The organism is Methylobacterium isbiliense (genome assembly GCF_022179325.1).
GTDB lineage: Bacteria > Pseudomonadota > Alphaproteobacteria > Rhizobiales > Beijerinckiaceae > Methylobacterium > Methylobacterium isbiliense.
On record NZ_BPQQ01000041.1, the window covers coordinates 20109 to 37465 of the forward strand.

Annotated in this window: 14 protein-coding genes; 4 read left to right on the top strand and 10 right to left on the bottom strand. The window is 71.8% G+C overall.

Translation table 11 applies throughout. From position 1 onward, the window contains the following. Positions 1–181: 181 nt before the first annotated feature. From aat to MFF61_RS18040, 3 genes are all read right to left on the bottom strand, one after another. Positions 182–841 (bottom strand): leucyl/phenylalanyl-tRNA--protein transferase, encoded by a 660-nt coding sequence (gene aat, locus MFF61_RS18030; protein ID WP_238236696.1) that lies wholly within the window; start codon positions 839–841, stop codon positions 182–184. A gap of 131 nt (positions 842–972) precedes the next feature. Further along, the gene (gene trpB, locus MFF61_RS18035) at positions 973–2193 is read right to left on the bottom strand and encodes a tryptophan synthase subunit beta (protein WP_238236697.1); all 1221 of its coding nucleotides are present in this window, start codon (positions 2191–2193) and stop codon (positions 973–975) included. Between the two features lie 109 nt (positions 2194–2302). Then, a complete protein-coding gene (locus tag MFF61_RS18040; RefSeq protein ID WP_238236698.1) occupies positions 2303–2983 on the bottom strand; it encodes a phosphoribosylanthranilate isomerase in 681 nt (226 codons plus the stop codon). A gap of 450 nt (positions 2984–3433) precedes the next feature. On the opposite strand from MFF61_RS18040, the gene MFF61_RS18045 reads away from it, so the two are divergent. Next, positions 3434–4012, top strand: coding sequence for a response regulator (locus MFF61_RS18045; protein WP_238236699.1), 579 nt, complete (start codon positions 3434–3436; stop codon positions 4010–4012). Positions 4013–4191: 179 nt separating this feature from the next. Here the strand turns inward: MFF61_RS18045 and MFF61_RS18050 are convergent, their stop codons facing one another. Further along, the gene (locus tag MFF61_RS18050) at positions 4192–7104 is read right to left on the bottom strand and encodes a calcium-binding protein (protein ID WP_238236700.1); all 2913 of its coding nucleotides are present in this window, start codon (positions 7102–7104) and stop codon (positions 4192–4194) included. Between the two features lie 481 nt (positions 7105–7585). Between MFF61_RS18050 and MFF61_RS18055 the strand changes: the two genes are divergently transcribed. Continuing rightward, the gene (locus MFF61_RS18055) at positions 7586–8044 is read left to right on the top strand and encodes a hypothetical protein (RefSeq protein WP_238236701.1); all 459 of its coding nucleotides are present in this window, start codon (positions 7586–7588) and stop codon (positions 8042–8044) included. Between the two features lie 15 nt (positions 8045–8059). Here the strand turns inward: MFF61_RS18055 and MFF61_RS18060 are convergent, their stop codons facing one another. The 3 genes from MFF61_RS18060 to MFF61_RS18070 all read right to left on the bottom strand — a co-directional run bounded on the left by MFF61_RS18060 (position 8060) and on the right by MFF61_RS18070 (position 12712). Continuing rightward, on the bottom strand, positions 8060–8350 hold the full coding sequence (locus MFF61_RS18060) for a hypothetical protein (protein ID WP_238236703.1): 291 nt from the start codon (positions 8348–8350) through the stop codon (positions 8060–8062). Positions 8351–8458: 108 nt separating this feature from the next. After that, entirely contained in the window at positions 8459–11644 is a 3186-nt protein-coding gene (locus MFF61_RS18065) for a CheR family methyltransferase (RefSeq protein WP_238236704.1), read from the bottom strand. A gap of 42 nt (positions 11645–11686) precedes the next feature. Continuing rightward, on the bottom strand, positions 11687–12712 hold the full coding sequence (locus MFF61_RS18070) for a chemotaxis protein CheB (protein ID WP_238236705.1): 1026 nt from the start codon (positions 12710–12712) through the stop codon (positions 11687–11689). A gap of 210 nt (positions 12713–12922) precedes the next feature. On the opposite strand from MFF61_RS18070, the gene MFF61_RS18075 reads away from it, so the two are divergent. Continuing rightward, the gene (locus MFF61_RS18075) at positions 12923–13180 is read left to right on the top strand and encodes a hypothetical protein (protein WP_238236706.1); all 258 of its coding nucleotides are present in this window, start codon (positions 12923–12925) and stop codon (positions 13178–13180) included. A gap of 34 nt (positions 13181–13214) precedes the next feature. Here the strand turns inward: MFF61_RS18075 and MFF61_RS18080 are convergent, their stop codons facing one another. Beyond that, the gene (locus tag MFF61_RS18080; RefSeq protein WP_238236708.1) at positions 13215–13958 is read right to left on the bottom strand and encodes a Crp/Fnr family transcriptional regulator; all 744 of its coding nucleotides are present in this window, start codon (positions 13956–13958) and stop codon (positions 13215–13217) included. 125 nt (positions 13959–14083) lie between these two features. On the opposite strand from MFF61_RS18080, the gene MFF61_RS18085 reads away from it, so the two are divergent. Then, a complete protein-coding gene (locus MFF61_RS18085) occupies positions 14084–14470 on the top strand; it encodes a response regulator (RefSeq protein ID WP_238236709.1) in 387 nt (128 codons plus the stop codon). 46 nt (positions 14471–14516) lie between these two features. On the opposite strand, the gene cysC is transcribed toward MFF61_RS18085, so the two are convergent. Together cysC and MFF61_RS18095 are read right to left on the bottom strand one after the other, a co-directional pair. Beyond that, a complete protein-coding gene (cysC, locus tag MFF61_RS18090) occupies positions 14517–15143 on the bottom strand; it encodes an adenylyl-sulfate kinase (RefSeq protein WP_306423401.1) in 627 nt (208 codons plus the stop codon). 309 nt (positions 15144–15452) lie between these two features. Continuing rightward, positions 15453–17339 (bottom strand): response regulator, encoded by a 1887-nt coding sequence (locus MFF61_RS18095; RefSeq protein WP_238236711.1) that lies wholly within the window; start codon positions 17337–17339, stop codon positions 15453–15455. Positions 17340–17357: the final 18 nt, after the last annotated feature.

A 17357-nucleotide genomic window follows, 5' to 3' on the forward strand; every position in this document is an offset into this window, starting at 1 on the left:
TTCTGCCGCGCACCGGCCGGCTCCCGGCTGGACGCGCGCCCGTCCGCGTGTAGATTAAATTCCGCCGGGTCCGCTCTCGGCACAGTCGATGACCTGCTCCGCCGCGACCTGTTCGCTGGCGGAGCTTTTTATGATGATCCGGTCGCGATCATTGCCGGATTATCCCGGAATCTCGACTGTATCAGCCAGACAGGATCGCCAGCGCCTCGGGGCCGGCGAGCGGCGCACCGTCCCAGCGGGCGGGGTGCTCCACCGCCTCGCGCAGGTGCCGCTTGTAGACCTGCCGCGGCACCTCGACGGCGCCGAACTGGGCGAGGTGGCTGGTCACGAACTGCGCGTCGAGCAGGCGGTAGCCGCCGCGCCGCAGCCGGGCGGCGAGGTGCACGAGGGCGACCTTCGAGGCGTCGCGCGCGAGGTGGAACATGCTCTCGCCGAAGAAGGCGCCGCCGAGCGCCACGCCGTAGAGACCGCCCACCAGCGTGCGCGGCTCACCGGCATAGACCTCGACCGTGTGGCAGTAGCCGAGATCGAACAACTCGCCGTAGAGGGCGCGGATGCGGCCGTTGATCCAGGTGCGGGCGCTGTCGCGGCGGGGCGCGGCGCAGCCCGCGATCACCGCGTCGAAGTCGCGGTCGGTGACGACCTCGAAGGCGCCGGAGCGCACCGTGCGGGCGAGCCGGCTCGCCACGTGGAAGCGGTCGAGGGGCAGAATGCCGCGCTCGCGCGGCTCGACCCAGTAGATCGCCGGGTCGTCCGCATCCTCGGCCATCGGGAAGATGCCCGCCGCGTAGGCCTTGAGCAGGATCTCGGGCGTGATCTCGACGAAGACGCTGCCGTGCATCGCAGGGGTTCCGGTCGCGGCCGCGCGCGGGACGGCACTGTCTCGCGGCGCGGGCGCGTTGGCAAACGCCCGGACGGCTCAGGCGATCCGCTGGATCGCGGCGATCCGAGGGACCGCGGTGATCCGCGCCGTCACAGGGCGTCGCCCAGGATCTCGGCCACCTGCGGGATGTCCTTGTCGCCGCGGCCCGAGAGGTTGACCACCATCAGGTGGTCCTTGGCCTTGGCGGGCGCCAGTTCGGCCACCTTGGCGAGGGCGTGGGCGGGCTCCAGCGCCGGGATGATGCCTTCGAGGAGCGAGCAGAGGCGGAACGCCTCCAGGGTCTCGTGATCGGTGGCCGACAGGTAGGTGACGCGGCCCGTCTCGTGCAGCCACGCGTGCTCGGGGCCGATGCCCGGGTAGTCGAGGCCCGCCGAGATCGAGTGCGCGTCGGCGATCTGCCCGTCGCCGTCCATCAGCAGGTAGGTGCGGTTGCCGTGCAGCACGCCCGGCTTGCCGCCGGTGAGCGAGGCGGCGTGCAGCCCCGTCGAGACGCCGTGCCCGGCCGCCTCGACGCCGTAGATCTCGATCTCGCGGTCGTCGAGGAAGGGGTGGAAGAGACCCATCGCGTTCGAGCCGCCGCCGATGCAGGCGACGAGCGAATCGGGCAGGCGGCCCTCCAGCGCCAGCATCTGCTCGCGGGTCTCGCGGCCGATCACCGACTGGAAGTCGCGCACCATGGCCGGATACGGGTGGGGACCGGCCACGGTGCCGATGCAGTAGAAGGTGTCGGCGACGTTGGTGACCCAGTCGCGCAGGGCCTCGTTCATCGCGTCCTTGAGGGTGCGGGTGCCGGACTGCACCGGCACCACCTCGGCGCCCAGCATCTTCATGCGGAAGACGTTCGGCTTCTGCCGCTCGACGTCGACCGCCCCCATGTAGACGACGCATTTGAGGCCGAAGCGCGCGCACAAAGTCGCGGTGGCGACCCCGTGCTGGCCGGCCCCCGTCTCGGCGATGATGCGGGGCTTGCCCATCCGCCGCGCGAGCAGGATCTGGCCCAGCACGTTGTTCACCTTGTGCGAGCCGGTGTGGTTCAGCTCCTCGCGCTTGAAGTAGATCTTGGCGCCGCCGAAGTGCTGGCTCATCCGCTCGGCGAAGTAGAGCGGGCTCGGCCGGCCGACGTAGTGGGTGAGGTAGGATTCCATCTCGCCCTGGAAGGCCGGGTCGGCCTTGGCCTCGGCGTAGGCCCGCTCCAGTTCGAGGATGTTGGGCATCAGGGTCTCGGCCACGAAGCGGCCGCCGAAGATGCCGAAGCGGCCGCGCTCGTCGGGGCCGGTGCGGAATGAGTTCGGGGTCTGGGGAGCGTTCACGGCGAGGTTCCTCGGGCGCGGATGCGGGCGGCGCAAGGGGCCGGTCTCCGCGGGCAGCCTGTCGGCGCCTGCTCTAGGCCCAATCGCGCCGGAGGGCAATTTCCTCAGGTCAGTCTGCGCTTTCAGATTTCCGCGAGCCCGCCCGCGCGGCGGCCACGAAGGCGCGGATGCGCGCCGGATCCTTCTCGCCCGGACGGATCTCGACGCCCGAGGAGACGTCGACCGCCCGCGCCCCCGTGACGGCGATCGCTTCCGCCACGGTGGCCGGGGTGAGGCCGCCCGAGAGCATGAAGCCCGGCGCCAGTCCGGCGCGTGTGATCAGGGTCCAGTCGAAGGCGTGGCCGTTGCCGCCGGGCAGGGCCGCCCCGGGCGGGGGCTTGGCGTCGAGGAGGATGCGCTCGGCCACCTCCGCGTAGGCCGGGATGCGCGCGAGATCGGCCGCCTCGGCGATGCCGAGGGCCTTCATCACGGGGCGGCCGGTGCGGGCGCGCACGGCGGCGACCCGCGCCGGATCCTCCCGGCCGTGCAGCTGGATCCAGTCGGGATCGAGGAGCGCCGTCACGGCGTCGAGCAGCGCATCGTCCGGATCGACCAGGAGCGCGACGCGGCCCGCGCGGCCCGCGGCCCGCCGCGACAGCGCCGCGCCGGCCGCGAGGTCGACGTGGCGCGGGCTGCGGGGAAAATGCACGAGGCCGATCAGGTCGGCGCCCGCGTCGAGCGCCGCATCGAGGGTCTCGGGCGTGCTGAGACCGCAGATCTTGACGAGGACGGGGCCGGGAGGCGGGGTCATGGCCGTCCTATACAGCCGCGCGCGAGCCGGTGCACCAGTCTGTGGCCGGGATCCGGCCTCGACCCTGGCCCGCATCACATAGGTTAGTCATTCTGGCAGCATCTGTTTAACACATGCAATAAAAATGGGCCGCACACACGGTGCGGCCCAGTAAAGGGAGGAGATCCGCAGAGGATCCGAGACGCTACACGCTGCAGATGGGCAACCTGTTCTGGACGGCGCGGTTCCCACGGCCGCGTTCATCATGGGGCGACAAAATCACCGCAGGCCGGGACGGCGCCGGCCGGCCGCGACCGCGGGCGTCCTGCGGGCCTGAATTGCGGGTGCCGGCCGTTTTCCGCAAGCGCCAAGCTGAAACCAACCTCCCGCGATCTCATTCCCCTCAAGGGCGTTAACCTGCGATAGCCAGTCGCAGGCCGCGAAAGGAAGCCTCGGACGAAAGGATCTGTGATGCGTCGTGCCGACACGGTCTTCCCCTCTGCCCACACCAGTTCGGAAACCTCCGTGGCGCATGGGGTCGGACGAGGGCTGCAGGAGGTCTTCGGCCCGCCGCCGGACGAGGCGCTGCCCCATCGCATCCGGGAACTCGCGGAATTGCTCCTCGCGCGCGATGCCCTGCGCCACCGGCCGGGCGGGCCCGCCGCCGGGCCGACCCGGCTCGTGCTGGTGGTGGAGGACGATCCCGGGGTGCGCGACCTCGCGGTGGCGGTGCTCAAGGATACGGTGCTCGACGTCGTCGCCTGCGAGACCGGGGAGGCCGCCGTCGACCTCCTGAAGGAGCGCGGCGGCGAGGTCGCGATGGTGTTCACGGACGTGCGCCTGCCGGGCGGCATGGACGGCGTCGACCTCGCCCGGGCGGTGAGCCGCCTCTGGCCGGGGGTGCGGCTCGTCGTGACCTCGGGCTACGCGGACGACCGGACCGGACACCTGCCGGGCAACGCCGTCTACATGCCCAAGCCCTGGCGCGCGCACGACGTGCTGGCCCAGGTCGACCGGGCGGTCCGCCATCCCGAGCCGCCGGTGGCCTGATCGGCCGCAGGGCGCGGGCGCCCCCTCGGGGAGGGGGCGCCCGCGGTGCGGCCGTCATACCCCATCCGCTTGATCCCTTCGGGATGGCGGATGTGGGCTTCGCTCCGTCGTGTGGAGCCGTGGGCTCCACCGCGCGGGCTTGCTGATCCCGTCTCCGCTTTGATCAAGCGGAGACGGTCTCAGACGATCGCGAAGTTCGCCGCCGAGAGGGTCGGGAGATTGTCCAGGGTGGCGAACTGCACCTGGGCACCCGCGCCCGACCCGTCCGCGTCGTAGAACAGGCCGCCGGTGCTGCGGTCGTAGAGGATGCGGTCGCTGGCGTCGGCCGCTCCCGTGCCGAGGTCCTTGAACGCATCCTCCGCGAGCGCGCCCGCGCCGAGTGTCGTGAACACCCCGCGCGCGAGCTGGATCGTGTCGGATTCCGCACCCGTGGCCGTGAAGTCGGTGATGTGATCGGCGTTGCCGACGAGCAGGGCGGCGTCGAACACGAACACGTCGCGACCGCCCCGGCCGGTCAGCACGTCCGCGCCCGCGCCGCCGCCGATGAGGTCCGCGGCCGCGCTCCCCAGCAGCGTCTCGGCCCCGTTGCCGCCGTAGACGTCGAAGCGTTCGAAGCCGGAGGCCGTGAACCCGTCCGAGCCCCGGCCGGTGGCGGCGTCGAAGGACCACGCCCCCTGGCCGTCGGCGCGGCGGACGATCAGCCGGTCGAATTCGTCGCCACCCGCGACGCGGTCGCCCCCGCTCGCCACCACGTCGACGAGATCGGCGCCGGTGCCGCCGTCGATCGAATCCTCGCCGGTGCCGCCGTTCAGGGTATCGGCGTCGGCCAGGCCCAGCAGCGTGTCGTTGCCGAGACCGCCCAGGAAGGTGTTGGCGTCGGCGCTGCCGGTGATCCGGTCGGCGAGGGTCGAGCCGTAGATGTTCTCGATGCTCACCAGGGTGTCGCCCTGCGCGGTGCCCCCGGTCCCCGCGACCTTGCCGGAGCTGAGGTCGATGGTCACCCCGGCCGAGGAATCGGTGTAGGAGGCCCAGTCCGCCCCGTCGCCGCCGTCGAGGTAATCGGCCCCGAGACCGCCCGTGAGGGTGTCGGAGCCCGCCTGCCCCGCCAGGGTGTCGTTGCCGCCGTTGCCGCGCAGCTCGTCGTTGCCGCCCTGGCCCCAGAGGGTGTTGGCGTCCTCGCCGCCCGCGAGCGTGTCGTTGTAGCCGGAGCCTTCGAGGTTCTCGATGCTCACCAGCGTGTCGCCCTGGGCGTCGCCGTACAGCACCTTGCCGAGCGAGAGGTCGGCGTAGACGCCCTGGCCGGAGGAGGCGTAGCTCGCCCAGTCGCTGCCGCCGCCGCCGTCGAGCGTGTCGGCGCCCGCACCGCCGTCGAGCGTGTCGGAGCCCTCGTAGCCGTAGAGCCGGTCGTCGCCGCCGCGCCCCAGGAAGGTGTTGCCGGAGGCGTTGCCCACCATCGTGTCGCCGTTGCCCGTGCCGGCGAAGCGCTCGATCGACACGAACACATCGCCGGCCGCTTCCCCGCCATGGACCCCGCTGGTGAGGTTGATGCTGACCGCCGCGCCCCCGAAGGAGGCGGTGTCGACACCCTCGCCGCCGTCGAGCCAGTCGGCCCCGCCGCCGCCCGTGAGCGTATCGTGCCCGCTGCCGCCGCTCAGCGTGTCGTTGGCCGAGAGGCCGCGCAGGTCGTCGTTGCCGCCCTGGCCGCCGAGGTAGCTCGCGCCCGTGCCGCCCGTGAGCGTGTCGTCATGGCCGGAGCCGAGCAGGCCCTCGATGCCGACCAGCGTGTCGCCCTGGGCGTTGCCGTACAGCACCTTGCCGGTCGAGAGGTCGGCCGCGACCCCGGTGGCCGAGCCGCCGTAATCGGCGTAGTCGAAGCCCTCGCCGCCGTCGAGGTGATCGGCGCCCGCCCCCGAGACCAGAGTGTCGGAGCCGGTCTCGCCGAAGAGCTGGTTGGCGCCCGCGCCGGCATCGAGCCGGTCGGCGCCGATGCCGCCCCAGAGCGTGTCGTTGCCGCCGCCCGCGAGCAGCAGATCCGCGCCCTCCTCGCCGAACAGCAGGTTGTCGCCCGCGCCCCCGTCGAGAGTGTCGTTGCCGCCCTGGCCCCAGAGCGTGTCGTTGCCGCCGTTGCCGGTCAGGCGGTTGGAAAGGCCGTTGCCGACCAGTTCGTCGTTGGCCCCGCCGCCGACCGCGTTCTCGACCCAGCTCGTGGTGTAGATCAGCGCGAAGATCTGCCGGTCGCCGTCGAGCATGCGGCTCTGCTCGCCCTGGCGCAGGTCGACATGCACCGCGCGCGCGTTGCCCGATCCGTCGCGGAAGCCCGAGGCGTCGAGGGTGTCGTTGCCCCCGTTGTCGTAGATCGTCACCAGCGGCCGGGTGTTGACCGAGAAGTCGAACGCCGCCCGGTAGGGGCCGCTGAAGCGGGCATTGAAGCCGTAGACGTCGTCGCCGGTGCGCGTGGTGGTCGAGGCGCCGTGCTGGCGGATCGCCTGATCGATGTCGTAGGTCATCGGGGTCGCGGCGTACCAAGCATTCGGCCCCTGGAGACCGCCGACATTGCCGTTGCTCGACGCATCCATGATCGAATGCATGGGATCGCCCGGGATGTGCGACTTGTCCGAGTCGGTCCCGTCGATCACCGAGTGGCCGAGTTCGTGCACGAGCGTGTTGAAGGCGATGCTGCCGAGCTGGAAATCCCCGACGCCTTCCTGGGTGCTGTCGATGTAGACCTCGTGGTAGCGGTTGTTGGCGCCGAAGGTCTTGTTGACGCCGAGCGTGCTGGTCCCGGCGATGTCGGCCACGGCGACCCGGGTCCAGTCGAAGGACAGGTTGTTCTGCCAGTGGCCGCCGGTCGGGATGCCCAGGAAGGTCTCGGTCACCCAGGTGACCGAGCGCCCGGCGAGGCCGGCATCGTCCGCCGAGATGCCGCCCGAAAAGTTCGACACGTCGTCCCACAGCCCCACGGCCTCGCGCATGCGGGCCTCCTGGGTGCCGTTCAGCTCGTACCAAGCCGTCACTTGGTCGTTCGCGTCGCCCTGGGTGGCGAGGTACATCGACCCGCGCGCCGCATTGAAGTTCTGGTAAGACGTCGGCATGTCTGCAATCCTCGTTGCCATGCCGGCAGGCGCCATCGCGCCGCGTGCCGGTCGCATTGCGCAGATTTCGCCCCCGCGGCGCGGCGGCGTTCTCAGTCGACGATGAGTTTGGCGCTGTTCTCTGCAGCACTCGCCCGCGGCGAGATCGGTCCTCCGCCGAGGCTCATCGGCTCTCGGGGGACGCTCGCATCAAAGCAGGCGAGGGGAGAGGCCGCCGTGCGGCGGCGCACCGGCGCGGCAGGGCGGCGGCGCAACACCAACGGTCGTTGAAGACGACCGTTGGTTCCGGTCTCGAATTCTCGCCCAGCCTCTGGCTTCGCGAGAAGTCGAGATGGGTCATCGGCCCCGTCGATCCCGGGCTTGCCCGGGATCGAGATCGGTGCGTCAGCATCCTGGGGCGATGGTACAAGCTCGGACCAGGAGGGCGGGGGAGACGGGCCGCCCCGCCGTCCGGACGCGGCAGGCCCGGCACGGCAGGATCATGACCCCGATCATCCGCGCCCTCGATCCGACCTATGCCAGCCTCGGCATCGCGGTGCATTTCCTGGCCCGCCGGGAGCCGTTCGCGAGCTTCCGGCTCGGCGACGTGATCCATACGGTGGATGTCCAGATCCGGCGCCGCCACGCCCTGTTTGCCTTCGAGGGCGAGCGGGTGGCCGGGTTTCTCGGCTGGGCGCTCTACAGCCACGAGGATGCGCGGCGCTTCGCCGAGACCGGCCGTCCGCCGCCGCCCGACACGCCGGACGGGGCCGACGTGGCGTGGCTGCTCATGGCGGCGGCGACCTCCACGGAGGCGCTCAAGGGTCTGCTGCGCGAGGGGCGGGCGCTCAACGTCGGGCGCCGGGTGATGGGGGTCCGCCACAAGCCGGGGGGCAAGCGGGTGATCTTCGACCAGCCGATCAGCGCCAAGCCGATCAGCGCCAAGCCGCCGCGGGCCTGAGCGGGGCGCCGCTCCTCAACCGCCGAGGCCCGTGTCGCAATTCGCCAGGACGTCGTCGCGCTTGTACCGCTCGGCGTTGACGGCGAGGACCGGCGCGGTCAGGCACCAGTCGAGGTGCAATTGCCGGTCGGGGTGCCAGAAGTTGCTCGGCGGCCGGGCGCAGGACGGGGTCGAGCGCATCCGCTGATACTGTTTTGCGGCGTCGTTCGCGTAGGATTTGCAGAAGCCGAAGGGCGCGGCCTCGGCGGCACCCGCCGCGACGAGGAGGGAGACCGAGACGAGCGCACCGGTGACGAACCTGACCATCGCGCAGTTCCTTGGGTGAGGCGATGGCCAGGACTTCGCATGGCGCAGAGGCAACCGGCGTGCTGCGGCACACGCCGGCGATGATCCTGGCTCCTCGCGCCGGAGCGGTCAGGGCCGGCCGCTCGCGATGATCCGATCGGTGGCCGGCAGCACGATGCGGCAATGCAGCCCCTCGGGCCGGAAGTTCAGGACGGCGCGGCCGCCGAGTTCGTAGGAGAGGGTGCGCTCGATCAGCTCGGAGCCGAAGCCCCGGCGGGCGGGCGGCGCCACCGGGCGGTCGAGGCCGCTCTCGGTCCAGTCGAAGACGAGGGTCGGCTCGGCGTCCGGGGCGCCGTCGAAGCGCCACGCCGCCGCGACGCGGCCGTTCGACGCCGAGAGGGCGCCGTGCTTCACCGCGTTGGTGGCGAGTTCGTGGACCGCGAGCGCGAAGGTCTCGGCCGCCTTGGCGCGCAGGCGCACCGGCGGGCCGGCGATGCTGCGGACCTGCTCGCCCTCATGCGCCGCGTAGGCGAGGAGTTCGTGGCTGACGAGCTGTTCGAGGTCGATGCCCGCCGCCGGGTCGCGGGTGACGGCCGCCTGCACGCGCGCGAAGGCGTCGATGCGCCCCTCCAGATGCGCCGCGTAATCGTCGACCGTGTCGCTCGTCGCCGCGGTCCGGCGCACGATCGAGCGCATCACCGCCAGGGTGTTGCGCACCCGGTGCTGCAGTTCGGCGAGCAGCAGCTTGGCCTGCCCCTCGCTCACCCGCATCGCCGCCTCGGCCTGCTGGCGCGCCGTGATGTCGACGAAGGTCAGCACAACGCCGGCGATGAAGTTGTCGACGCTGCGGTAGGGCAGCACCCGCACCATGTAGCGCGCGCCCGTCTCCGGATTGGCGATCTCGCGCTCGATCGTGGCGAGCGTGCGCAGCACCCGCCGGGCGTCGTCCTGCAGCTCGTCGTAGGCGACTCGGGACTTGATGTGAGCGATCGGCCGTCCGATGTCGGATTCGACGAGGTGGAAGACGTCCACCACGGCCGGCGTCGAGTTCGTCACCCGCAGCTCGTTGTCGAGGAACACCGTGGCGATCTGCGTGCTTTCGAGAAAATTCTTGAGGTCGCTGGTCGCCCGCGTCAGCTCGTGCACCCGGTGCGCGAGTTCGCCGTTGACGGTCGTCAGCTCTTCGTTGACGGATTGCAGCTCCTCCTTGGAGGTCTCCAGCTCCTCGTTGGCGCTCTGAAGCTCCTCGTTCAGGGACTGGTACTCCTCGTTGGAGGACTTCAGCTCCTCGTTCGTGCTCTCCAGTTCCTCGATGGTGGCCTGGAGCCGGTTCTTGGTGGTGCGCAGCTCGTCTTCGAGGCGCCGGGCGTACTCGGTCTGGGCGGAGGCCGCGGCAGCGGGGTCGGGAGGATCCCGCAGGACCGCCCCGTCCTTGAACAGCACGATGTAGTTCTGGGGTGACGCCCCGCTCTCCTGGACCGGCTCGACCACGAGGTCGACCATGAGGCGCTGGCCGTTCGCGCCGACGCGCAGGCCGTCGATCTGGACGGTGTCGCCCTGTTCGGCCGCCTGCGCCAGGGCCGCGCGCAGGTCGAGGCGCAGGTCCGGGTGGGCGAGCTGCAGCAGGTTGAGGGAGGCGGCCCCTCCGGCCGGATCGATGTAGCGCCCGGTCCGCCCCGAGAAGTGCAGGACCGTGAAGGACTCGTCCACGATCACGTAGGCCGGCGCGTAGCGCTCGACGAAGCGCTCGGCCCGGCGCGCCAGGGTCGCCTCCGCGATCCGGGTCCGGTCGGCGGGGGCGGCGCTCACCAGCCGGCGGTCCACCGCCGTGAAGGGAAAGTCGGGCAGGACGCGGCTGCCGCCCTCCAGGCGCCGGAAGATGCGCGAGCGGCTCTCGATCGGGGCGAACAGGCTGGTGTGGCGCGACACGTTCTCGGAATTGCCGAGGAACAGGAAGCCGCCCGGGCGCAGCGAGAAGTGGAACAGCGGGACGACCCGGCTCTGCAGCTCCGCCTCGAGGTAGATCAGCAGGTTGCGGCAGGAGACGAGGTCGAGCCGTGAGAAGGGGGCATCCTTGATGATGCTGTGCTGCGAGAAGATGCACATCTCCCGCAGCTCCTTGACGACGCAGTAGGTGTCGCCCTCCTTGACGAACCAGCGGCCGAGGCGCTCGGGGGTCAGCACCCGGGCGATGTCGTCGGCGTAGCGGCCGGCCCGGGCCGAGGCCAACGCCCGTCCGTCGAGGTCGGTGGCGAAGATCTGGATCTGCGGCGCGTCGTCCCGGTCGGCCATGTACTCGCGCAGCAGCATCGCGATGGAATAGGCCTCCTCGCCGGTCGAGCAGCCGATCACCCAGACCCGCAGCTGGTCGCTGCGGGTCTTGCCCGAGAACAGGGCCGGGATCACCTCGCGCTGCAGGATCTCGAACTCCGCCGCGTCGCGGAAGAACTGCGTGACCCCGATCAGCAGGTCGTTGAACAGGTTCTGCGCCTCGTCGGGCTTGGCGCGCAGGCTCTCGACGTAGGTCTGGATCTGGTCGGTCTGCAGCACCTGCATCCGGCGCTGCACCCGGCGCAGGAAGGTGCCGGGCTTGTAGCCGTGGAAATCGTGGCCGGTCTTGTTGCGCAGGATGGTGGCGATGCTGGTGAGCGCACCCGCGATGTCGGGCGAATCCGGCGCGAAGACCCCGTCCCGGCCGCGGACCAGATGCCCGACCGCCGAGGCGAGGCGCTCGGCAAGGCGGGCGACCGGCAGGATGGCGTCGGCGATCGCCGCGGGGCTCGAACTGCCCGCGAGCTCGCCCGAGCGCGCCTCCTCGGTCTCCTCCGCGAAGGCGAGGCCGCCCGCCTCCTTGATCGCCTTGACGCCGAGGGTGCCGTCGCCGTTGGTGCCCGCGAGCGTCACCGCGATGGCGTAGCGGTCCTCGTCCCGCGCGAGCGAGACGAGCAGGCTGTCGATCGTGCCGCCCGCCTCCGGGGGCGGCTCGGCCGGCCGCACGCGGAAGCGGTGATGCTCCACCGTCACGATCGTGCCGGGATCGGGCAGGTAGACCTGCCCGGCTTCGAGCAGGGCGTCGGCCTGGACCCGGCTCAGGGCGCGGCCCGGCGGCGCCAGCGCGCGCGCCAGCCGCTCCGCGTCGAGCAGCTCGGGATGCTGGAGGGCCAGCACCACGGCGATCCCGTCGAGCGGCGGCAGGTGCGCGAGCAGATAGGCGAGCGAGTCCGGGGACGCCGCCGACGCGCTGACCGCCACGACGACGCCGGCCGGCGAGGCCGTCTCGGCAGCGGCAGAAGGGGAACCAGTGTCATTCGACATCGTCGTTCGCGCCGTCGCTCCGCAATCCGTCCCGCCCCGGCGTCACGGCCCGTCCTGGCCGCCCTCGTCCACGCGGGATCCGGACGGGTTCATGGAGAGCAGGACCGCCCGCCGGATCGTGTCCGCGTACTGGCGATACTCGATCGCCCGCGCTCCGTACAACTCGGCCACGGCCTTGCGGCCGGCTTCGCGGCCCTCCTCGGCCATGCGCGACACCAGTTCGGCCCGCTCCTCGATGATGCGCAACGCCACCCGCAGGGCCTCGTCGACCGCGCCCTCCTGCTCCTTGGCGGCGATGTCGGCGGTGACGGCGTGCCCGACCTGGCAGCGGAAGCGCAGCGGCTTGCCGCCCCGCACGCGGGAGAGGACGCCCTGGCAATGGGGGCAGGTGAGGGCGACGGGTTCGGCGAGACGGCGCAGCACCTCGCTGTCCACCCGCTCGCCCGCCGCGATGTCCACCTCCAGGCGGATCTCGGGCGGCACCGGCACCTGCGCCCCGGCCGGCTCGCGCACGAGGTCCGAGAGCACGTCGCCGAGCCGCGCGCTCGGGACCGCGAGGTCGACGGTGGCGGCCGAGAGCGCGCTGCGCGGCATCTCGTCGGCGATGGCCTCCGTCGGGTCCTGCACCAGCGCGACCCCGCCGCAGCGCTTGATGGCGTCGAGGCCCGCCGCCCCGTCGTTGAGGAAGCCGCTGAGGACGACCCCGATGACGCGCGGCCCGTAGGCGGCCGCAGCGGAGCGGAACAGGGGATCGATGGCAGGGCGCGCCATGTTCTCGCGCGGGCCGCGCCCGAGGCGGATGCGGCCGTCGATGAGGAGCAGGTGGTGGTCGGGCACGCCGAGATAGACGTGGCCGGGCCTGATCGGCAGGCCGTCCGCGGCGGACTGGACGGGGAGATGGCCGGCCGCCGCGGCCACGCTCGCCAGCACCCCGATGCTGCGCGCCGGGATGTGCAGGACGATGAACACCGCCGCGGGCAGGTCCGTCGGCAGGCCCCCGAGCAGGGTGCGCAGGGGCGTGGTGGCCCCCGACGACCCGCCGATGACGATGATGTCGCGATGGCTCATGGCAGTCTCGCGTGACCGGGCCGCGGGAGAGGACCGGGAGGGAAGCCGGAGCGCCGCCGACTTGTTCCGGGGCGCAGCGGCTCCGGCCGCGGGGGTAACGGTGAGCCGGGCCCGTCCGCGGGCGGGCGAGGGAGCGCGCGGCGGTGCCGGCCGTTGAATCCAAGGCGCCGATGTCGGGAGCCTGCGCGCCGCGCCGGCGAGGAGACCGCCATGCCCGATCTCGACGCCGAGACCCGCCATCTCGCCCGGGCCGAGTCCGCCATCGCGGCGGGCGAGCGACGGATCGCCGAGCAGATCGACCGGATCGCGCATCTGCGCCGCTGCGACCTGAGCGTCACGGCGGCCGAGCAGCTCCTCGACACGCTGCGCCAGACGCTGCGCGGCTGGCAGGAGACCCGCGAGGAGATCCGGCGCACCATCGCGCGGATCGAGGAGGCCGCGCGGGCCGGCCCGGCCCGGCGCGCCTGATCCGGTCCGCCCGGCACCCGGGCATCGCGCCGTCTCAGACGTCGTTCGCATCGTATTCACGGCCGACGCGGCCGAGGTGGAGATAGTTCGCGGAGAACAGGGCGACGTCCTGGAGCGCGTCGAGGTCCGGGATCGACAGGGTCTTGCCGCGGAGGATGACGAGGCCACGGGCCCGCAACTCCTGGATGGTGCGGTTGACGTGGACGGTGGAGAGACCCGTCGCATCGGCGAGTTCGGCCTGGGTGACCGGCAGCTCGCAGGACGACCCCGCCGTGAGCCCGACCGCGCGCAGGCGCACGAAGACCTCGCAGAGCAGGTGGGCCATGCGCTCGAGCGCGTCGCGCTGGCCGAGATTGGTGGTCCATTCGCGCTGGATCGCCTCCTCGACGAGGGAGGTCCACCACAGGGCGCGGCTGATGCGGGGATAATTGTCGCTCAGGTCGATGACCGCATCCTTCGGGATCTCCGCCACCGTGACGGGCGAGAGGGTGCCGACCGAATGGTCCATCTGGCGCAGGATGAACATCCGGAGATCGCACAGGTCGCCCGGCAGCAGGAAGGCGGCGATCTGGCGCCGGCCGTCCTCCAGCATCTTGTAGCGGCAGGCCCAGCCGTCGAGGATGAGGTTGACGCGCCCGGGCGCATCGCCCTCGTGGAAGATGTCCTCCCGCGAGCCGAGCCGGCGCTGCCGCACCGAGGCCGCCCGTTCGAGCGCCTCCTTGTCGTCCCGCGACAGGGCGGTGAACTGCTCCAGCTTGCGGATCAGGTAGGTGGCCATCCGGTCCGCTCTCCTCTACCACTGCCTCGGTACATGATCGGCAGACCCATCCATGCAACCCATGTTATCGTCGTCGCATCCTCATGCCCTTTATCCAGGATAACGGAACCGGACGGGGCGCATCGATGACGAGATCCACGCATGCGGTGCTCGCGCAGCGCCGAATCCTGGTGGTGGAGGACGAGTACTTCATCGCCCACGACATCGCCCATGCCCTCGGGCGGCTGGGTGCCGAGGTGGTCGGCCCGGCGCCGAGCTGCGAGGACGCGCTGGCGCTCGTCACGGCGGAGCACCTCGACGCGGCCGTCCTCGACATCAACGTGCGAGGCCAGACCGTGCTCCCGGTGGCCGAGATCCTGGCGGCTCGCGGTGTCCCGTTCGTGTTCGCCACCGGCTACGATCGCGGCGCGGTGCCGGTCGCCTTCCGGAGCGTGCCGCACTGGGAGAAGCCGTTCAATCCCGACCACCTCGCCCGGGCGCTCCCGGAGGTGCTGCCGCGCCGCACGCGCTGAGGCGGCGGGACGGCCCGCTGCGACGCCGCCCGCGCGCCGCCGCGGCTCAGGCGCCGTCGAAGAAGGGCGCCCGCCGGGCGATGAGCGCGAGCACCTGCTCGGCCGCCGCTCCGGGCGGGGTCGCGGCGGTGTCGAGCCGCAGGTCGGGGGTCTCCGGCGGCTCGTAGGCCGAGTCGATGCCGGTGAAGTGGCGGATCGCGCCCGCGCGCGCCTTGCGGTAGAGGCCCTTGGGATCGCGCCGCTCGCACTCGGCCAGGGGCGCGTCGACATGGACCTCGAAGAACGGGATGTCACCGGCGATCGCGCGCGCCAGCGCCCGTTCCCGGCGGAAGGGCGAGATCAGCGAGACCAGCACGATCAGCCCGGCATCCGCCAGGAGCCGGGCCGCCTCGGCGGTGCGGCGCATGTTCTCGGCCCGGTCCGCATCCGTGAAGCCGAGATCCCGGTTGAGCCCGTGCCGCAGGTTGTCGCCGTCGAGGATGTAGGCGTGCCGTCCCTCTTGGGTGAGCCGGGTCTCCACGAGGTCGGCCACCGTCGACTTGCCCGCGCCCGACAGGCCGGTGAACCAGAGGATGCAGGCCTGCTGCCGCTTGAGGTCGGCCCGGACCCGACCCGACACCTCGAAAGGCTGCCACCTCACGTTCATCGGAGAACCGCGCGCTGTGATGCACATGCGGTCAGATTAACCGGGGCATTCGGTCGAAACCGTGGCTTCGGCACCACGGCAAATTACAGAATTGCATCCCGAATACTGCCGGCATATCCCCGCCTGATGGCGAGATCATCTCGAAGCGATTTGATGTTTAGCCTGCCCCGACGATCCACGACGGCAAGCACGGGTGCCATCAGAGGCGCCGAGCGCCAAGTCGTGTCCGCGACCTGACGTCGATGCACGCGCCGATTGAACTCGGCGGGACGCGCCCGTCCACTTGCGTGAGCCTCCGCCCGCCCGGACACGCTCTGTGCGACCGATGCGGCGGCCTCACGCCGAGTCCGCCTCCGCGAGCAGCACGGCGACCCGGGCGCCGATCTCGGTCGAGGGGAAGGGCTTTTCCAGGACCGCGTAGGAAGGCGGGATGCGGGCCGCCTCCGCGTGGCCGGTGACGATCAGGAAGGGCAGGGCGGGCCAGCGCGCCCGCACCTGCTCGGCGAGGTCGAGGCCGGTCATGCCCGGCATCGCGAGGTCCGCCACCACGAGGTCGTAGCGCTCGGCTTCGAGCCGGGCGAGCGCCGTCTCGGCGCTCGGCACCTCCACGGGGTCGTGCCCGAAGCGGCTGAGGAACGAGGCCGTGACGTGGCGCACCTGCGGGTCGTCGTCCACCACGAGGATCCGCGCGCGGCGGCGCAGGGGCACCGCGTCCGGGCCGGCCGCCTGGTCCGCGTCGAGCGGCTCGTGCGAGCGGGGCAGGTAGAGGTCGACCCGGGTGCCGCGCCCGACCTCGCTGTCGATGCGGATCGTGCCTCCCGATTGCCGCAGGAGCCCGAACACCATCGCGAGGCCGAGGCCCGTGCCCTGTCCCTGCGCCTTGGTGGTGAAGAAGGGCTCGAACACGCGGCCGAGGATCTCCGGGGGAATGCCGGTGCCGGTGTCCTCGATGGCGATGATCGCGTAATCCCCGTCCGGCAGGTCGGGCTCCTGGCTGCCCGCCACCGTGGCGTTGCGGGTCGCGAGCGAGACCACGCCGCCGTCCGGCATGGCGTCGCGCCCGTTGATGCAGAGGTTCAGGATCGCGAGTTCGAGCTGCTCGGGGTCGACCCGCGCCGGCCAGAGGTCGGGGCTCAGGCGGTGCTCGACCTGCACGAAGCCGCCGAGGCTGCGCCCGAGGAGGTCGTCCATGCCCCGGATCACCCGGTTGAGGTCGACCACCCGGGCCTGCAGATCGCGCTGGCGGCTGAAGCTGAGCAGGCGCTTGGTCAGCGCCGCGCCGCGCTGGGCGGCGTGGAAGGCGTTGGTCATCAGCCGCGACAGGCGCGGATCGCCCTCGACCTTCGGCAGCGCCAGTTCGAGGCTGCCCATGATGGCGGTGAGCAGGTTGTTGAAGTCGTGCGCGACGCCGCCCGCCAGGGTGCCCAGCGCCTGCATCTTGTCGGCTTGGCGCAGGCGCGCCTCGAGGGTCTTCTGCTCGGTGACGTCCCGCTCGATGGTGGCGAGGTGCCCGGTCCCGCCGCCGGGATCGGGGATCGGCACGCGCACCACCTGCGCCCAGGTGGGGGCAGCGGCGGGACCGCCCGAGACCGTGGCCTCGGTGCGCTGGCCGCCGGCCATTGCCGCCCGGTCGGCCTCCGCGACGGCCTGCGCGGCCGCGGGGTCGAGGAAGTCGCTCTCGGGCCGGCCGAGGCAGGCCTCCACCGTGGTGCCGAGCCGCGCCGCCTTGGCGGCGTTGAGGCGCACGAAGCGGCCCTCGGCATCCTTGAACGCGATGGCGTCGCCCGCGTGGTCGAGGAGGCCGCGCAGGAGCGCCCGCTCGGTGGCGAGATCGCGCCCGAGGCGGTGGCGCTCGTAGGCCGCCCGGACGGCGCCGCGCAGCAGGCCCGCATCCCAGGGCTTGGTGACGTAGCCGGTAATGCCGCCGCGGTTGAGCGCCGAGGTCACGGCCGAGAGGTCGGCATAGCCGGTGAGCAGGATCGTCTGCGCGTCGCTCAGGCCGCGGGCGCGGGCGAGCAGCGCGTCGCCGGTCATGCCCGGCATGCGCTGGTCGGAGACGATCACCGCCACGTCGGGCTCGGCCTTCAGGATCTCCAGCGCCGCCTCGGGCCGGCTCGCCGTGAGAACCCGGTACTCGTCCTCCAGGAGGTCTTCGAGCGCGACCAGGATGTCCGGCTCGTCGTCGACCGCGAGGATCGTGCCCCGTGCGGCGCTCCTGTCCATGCTCGTCCCATCGTTCGT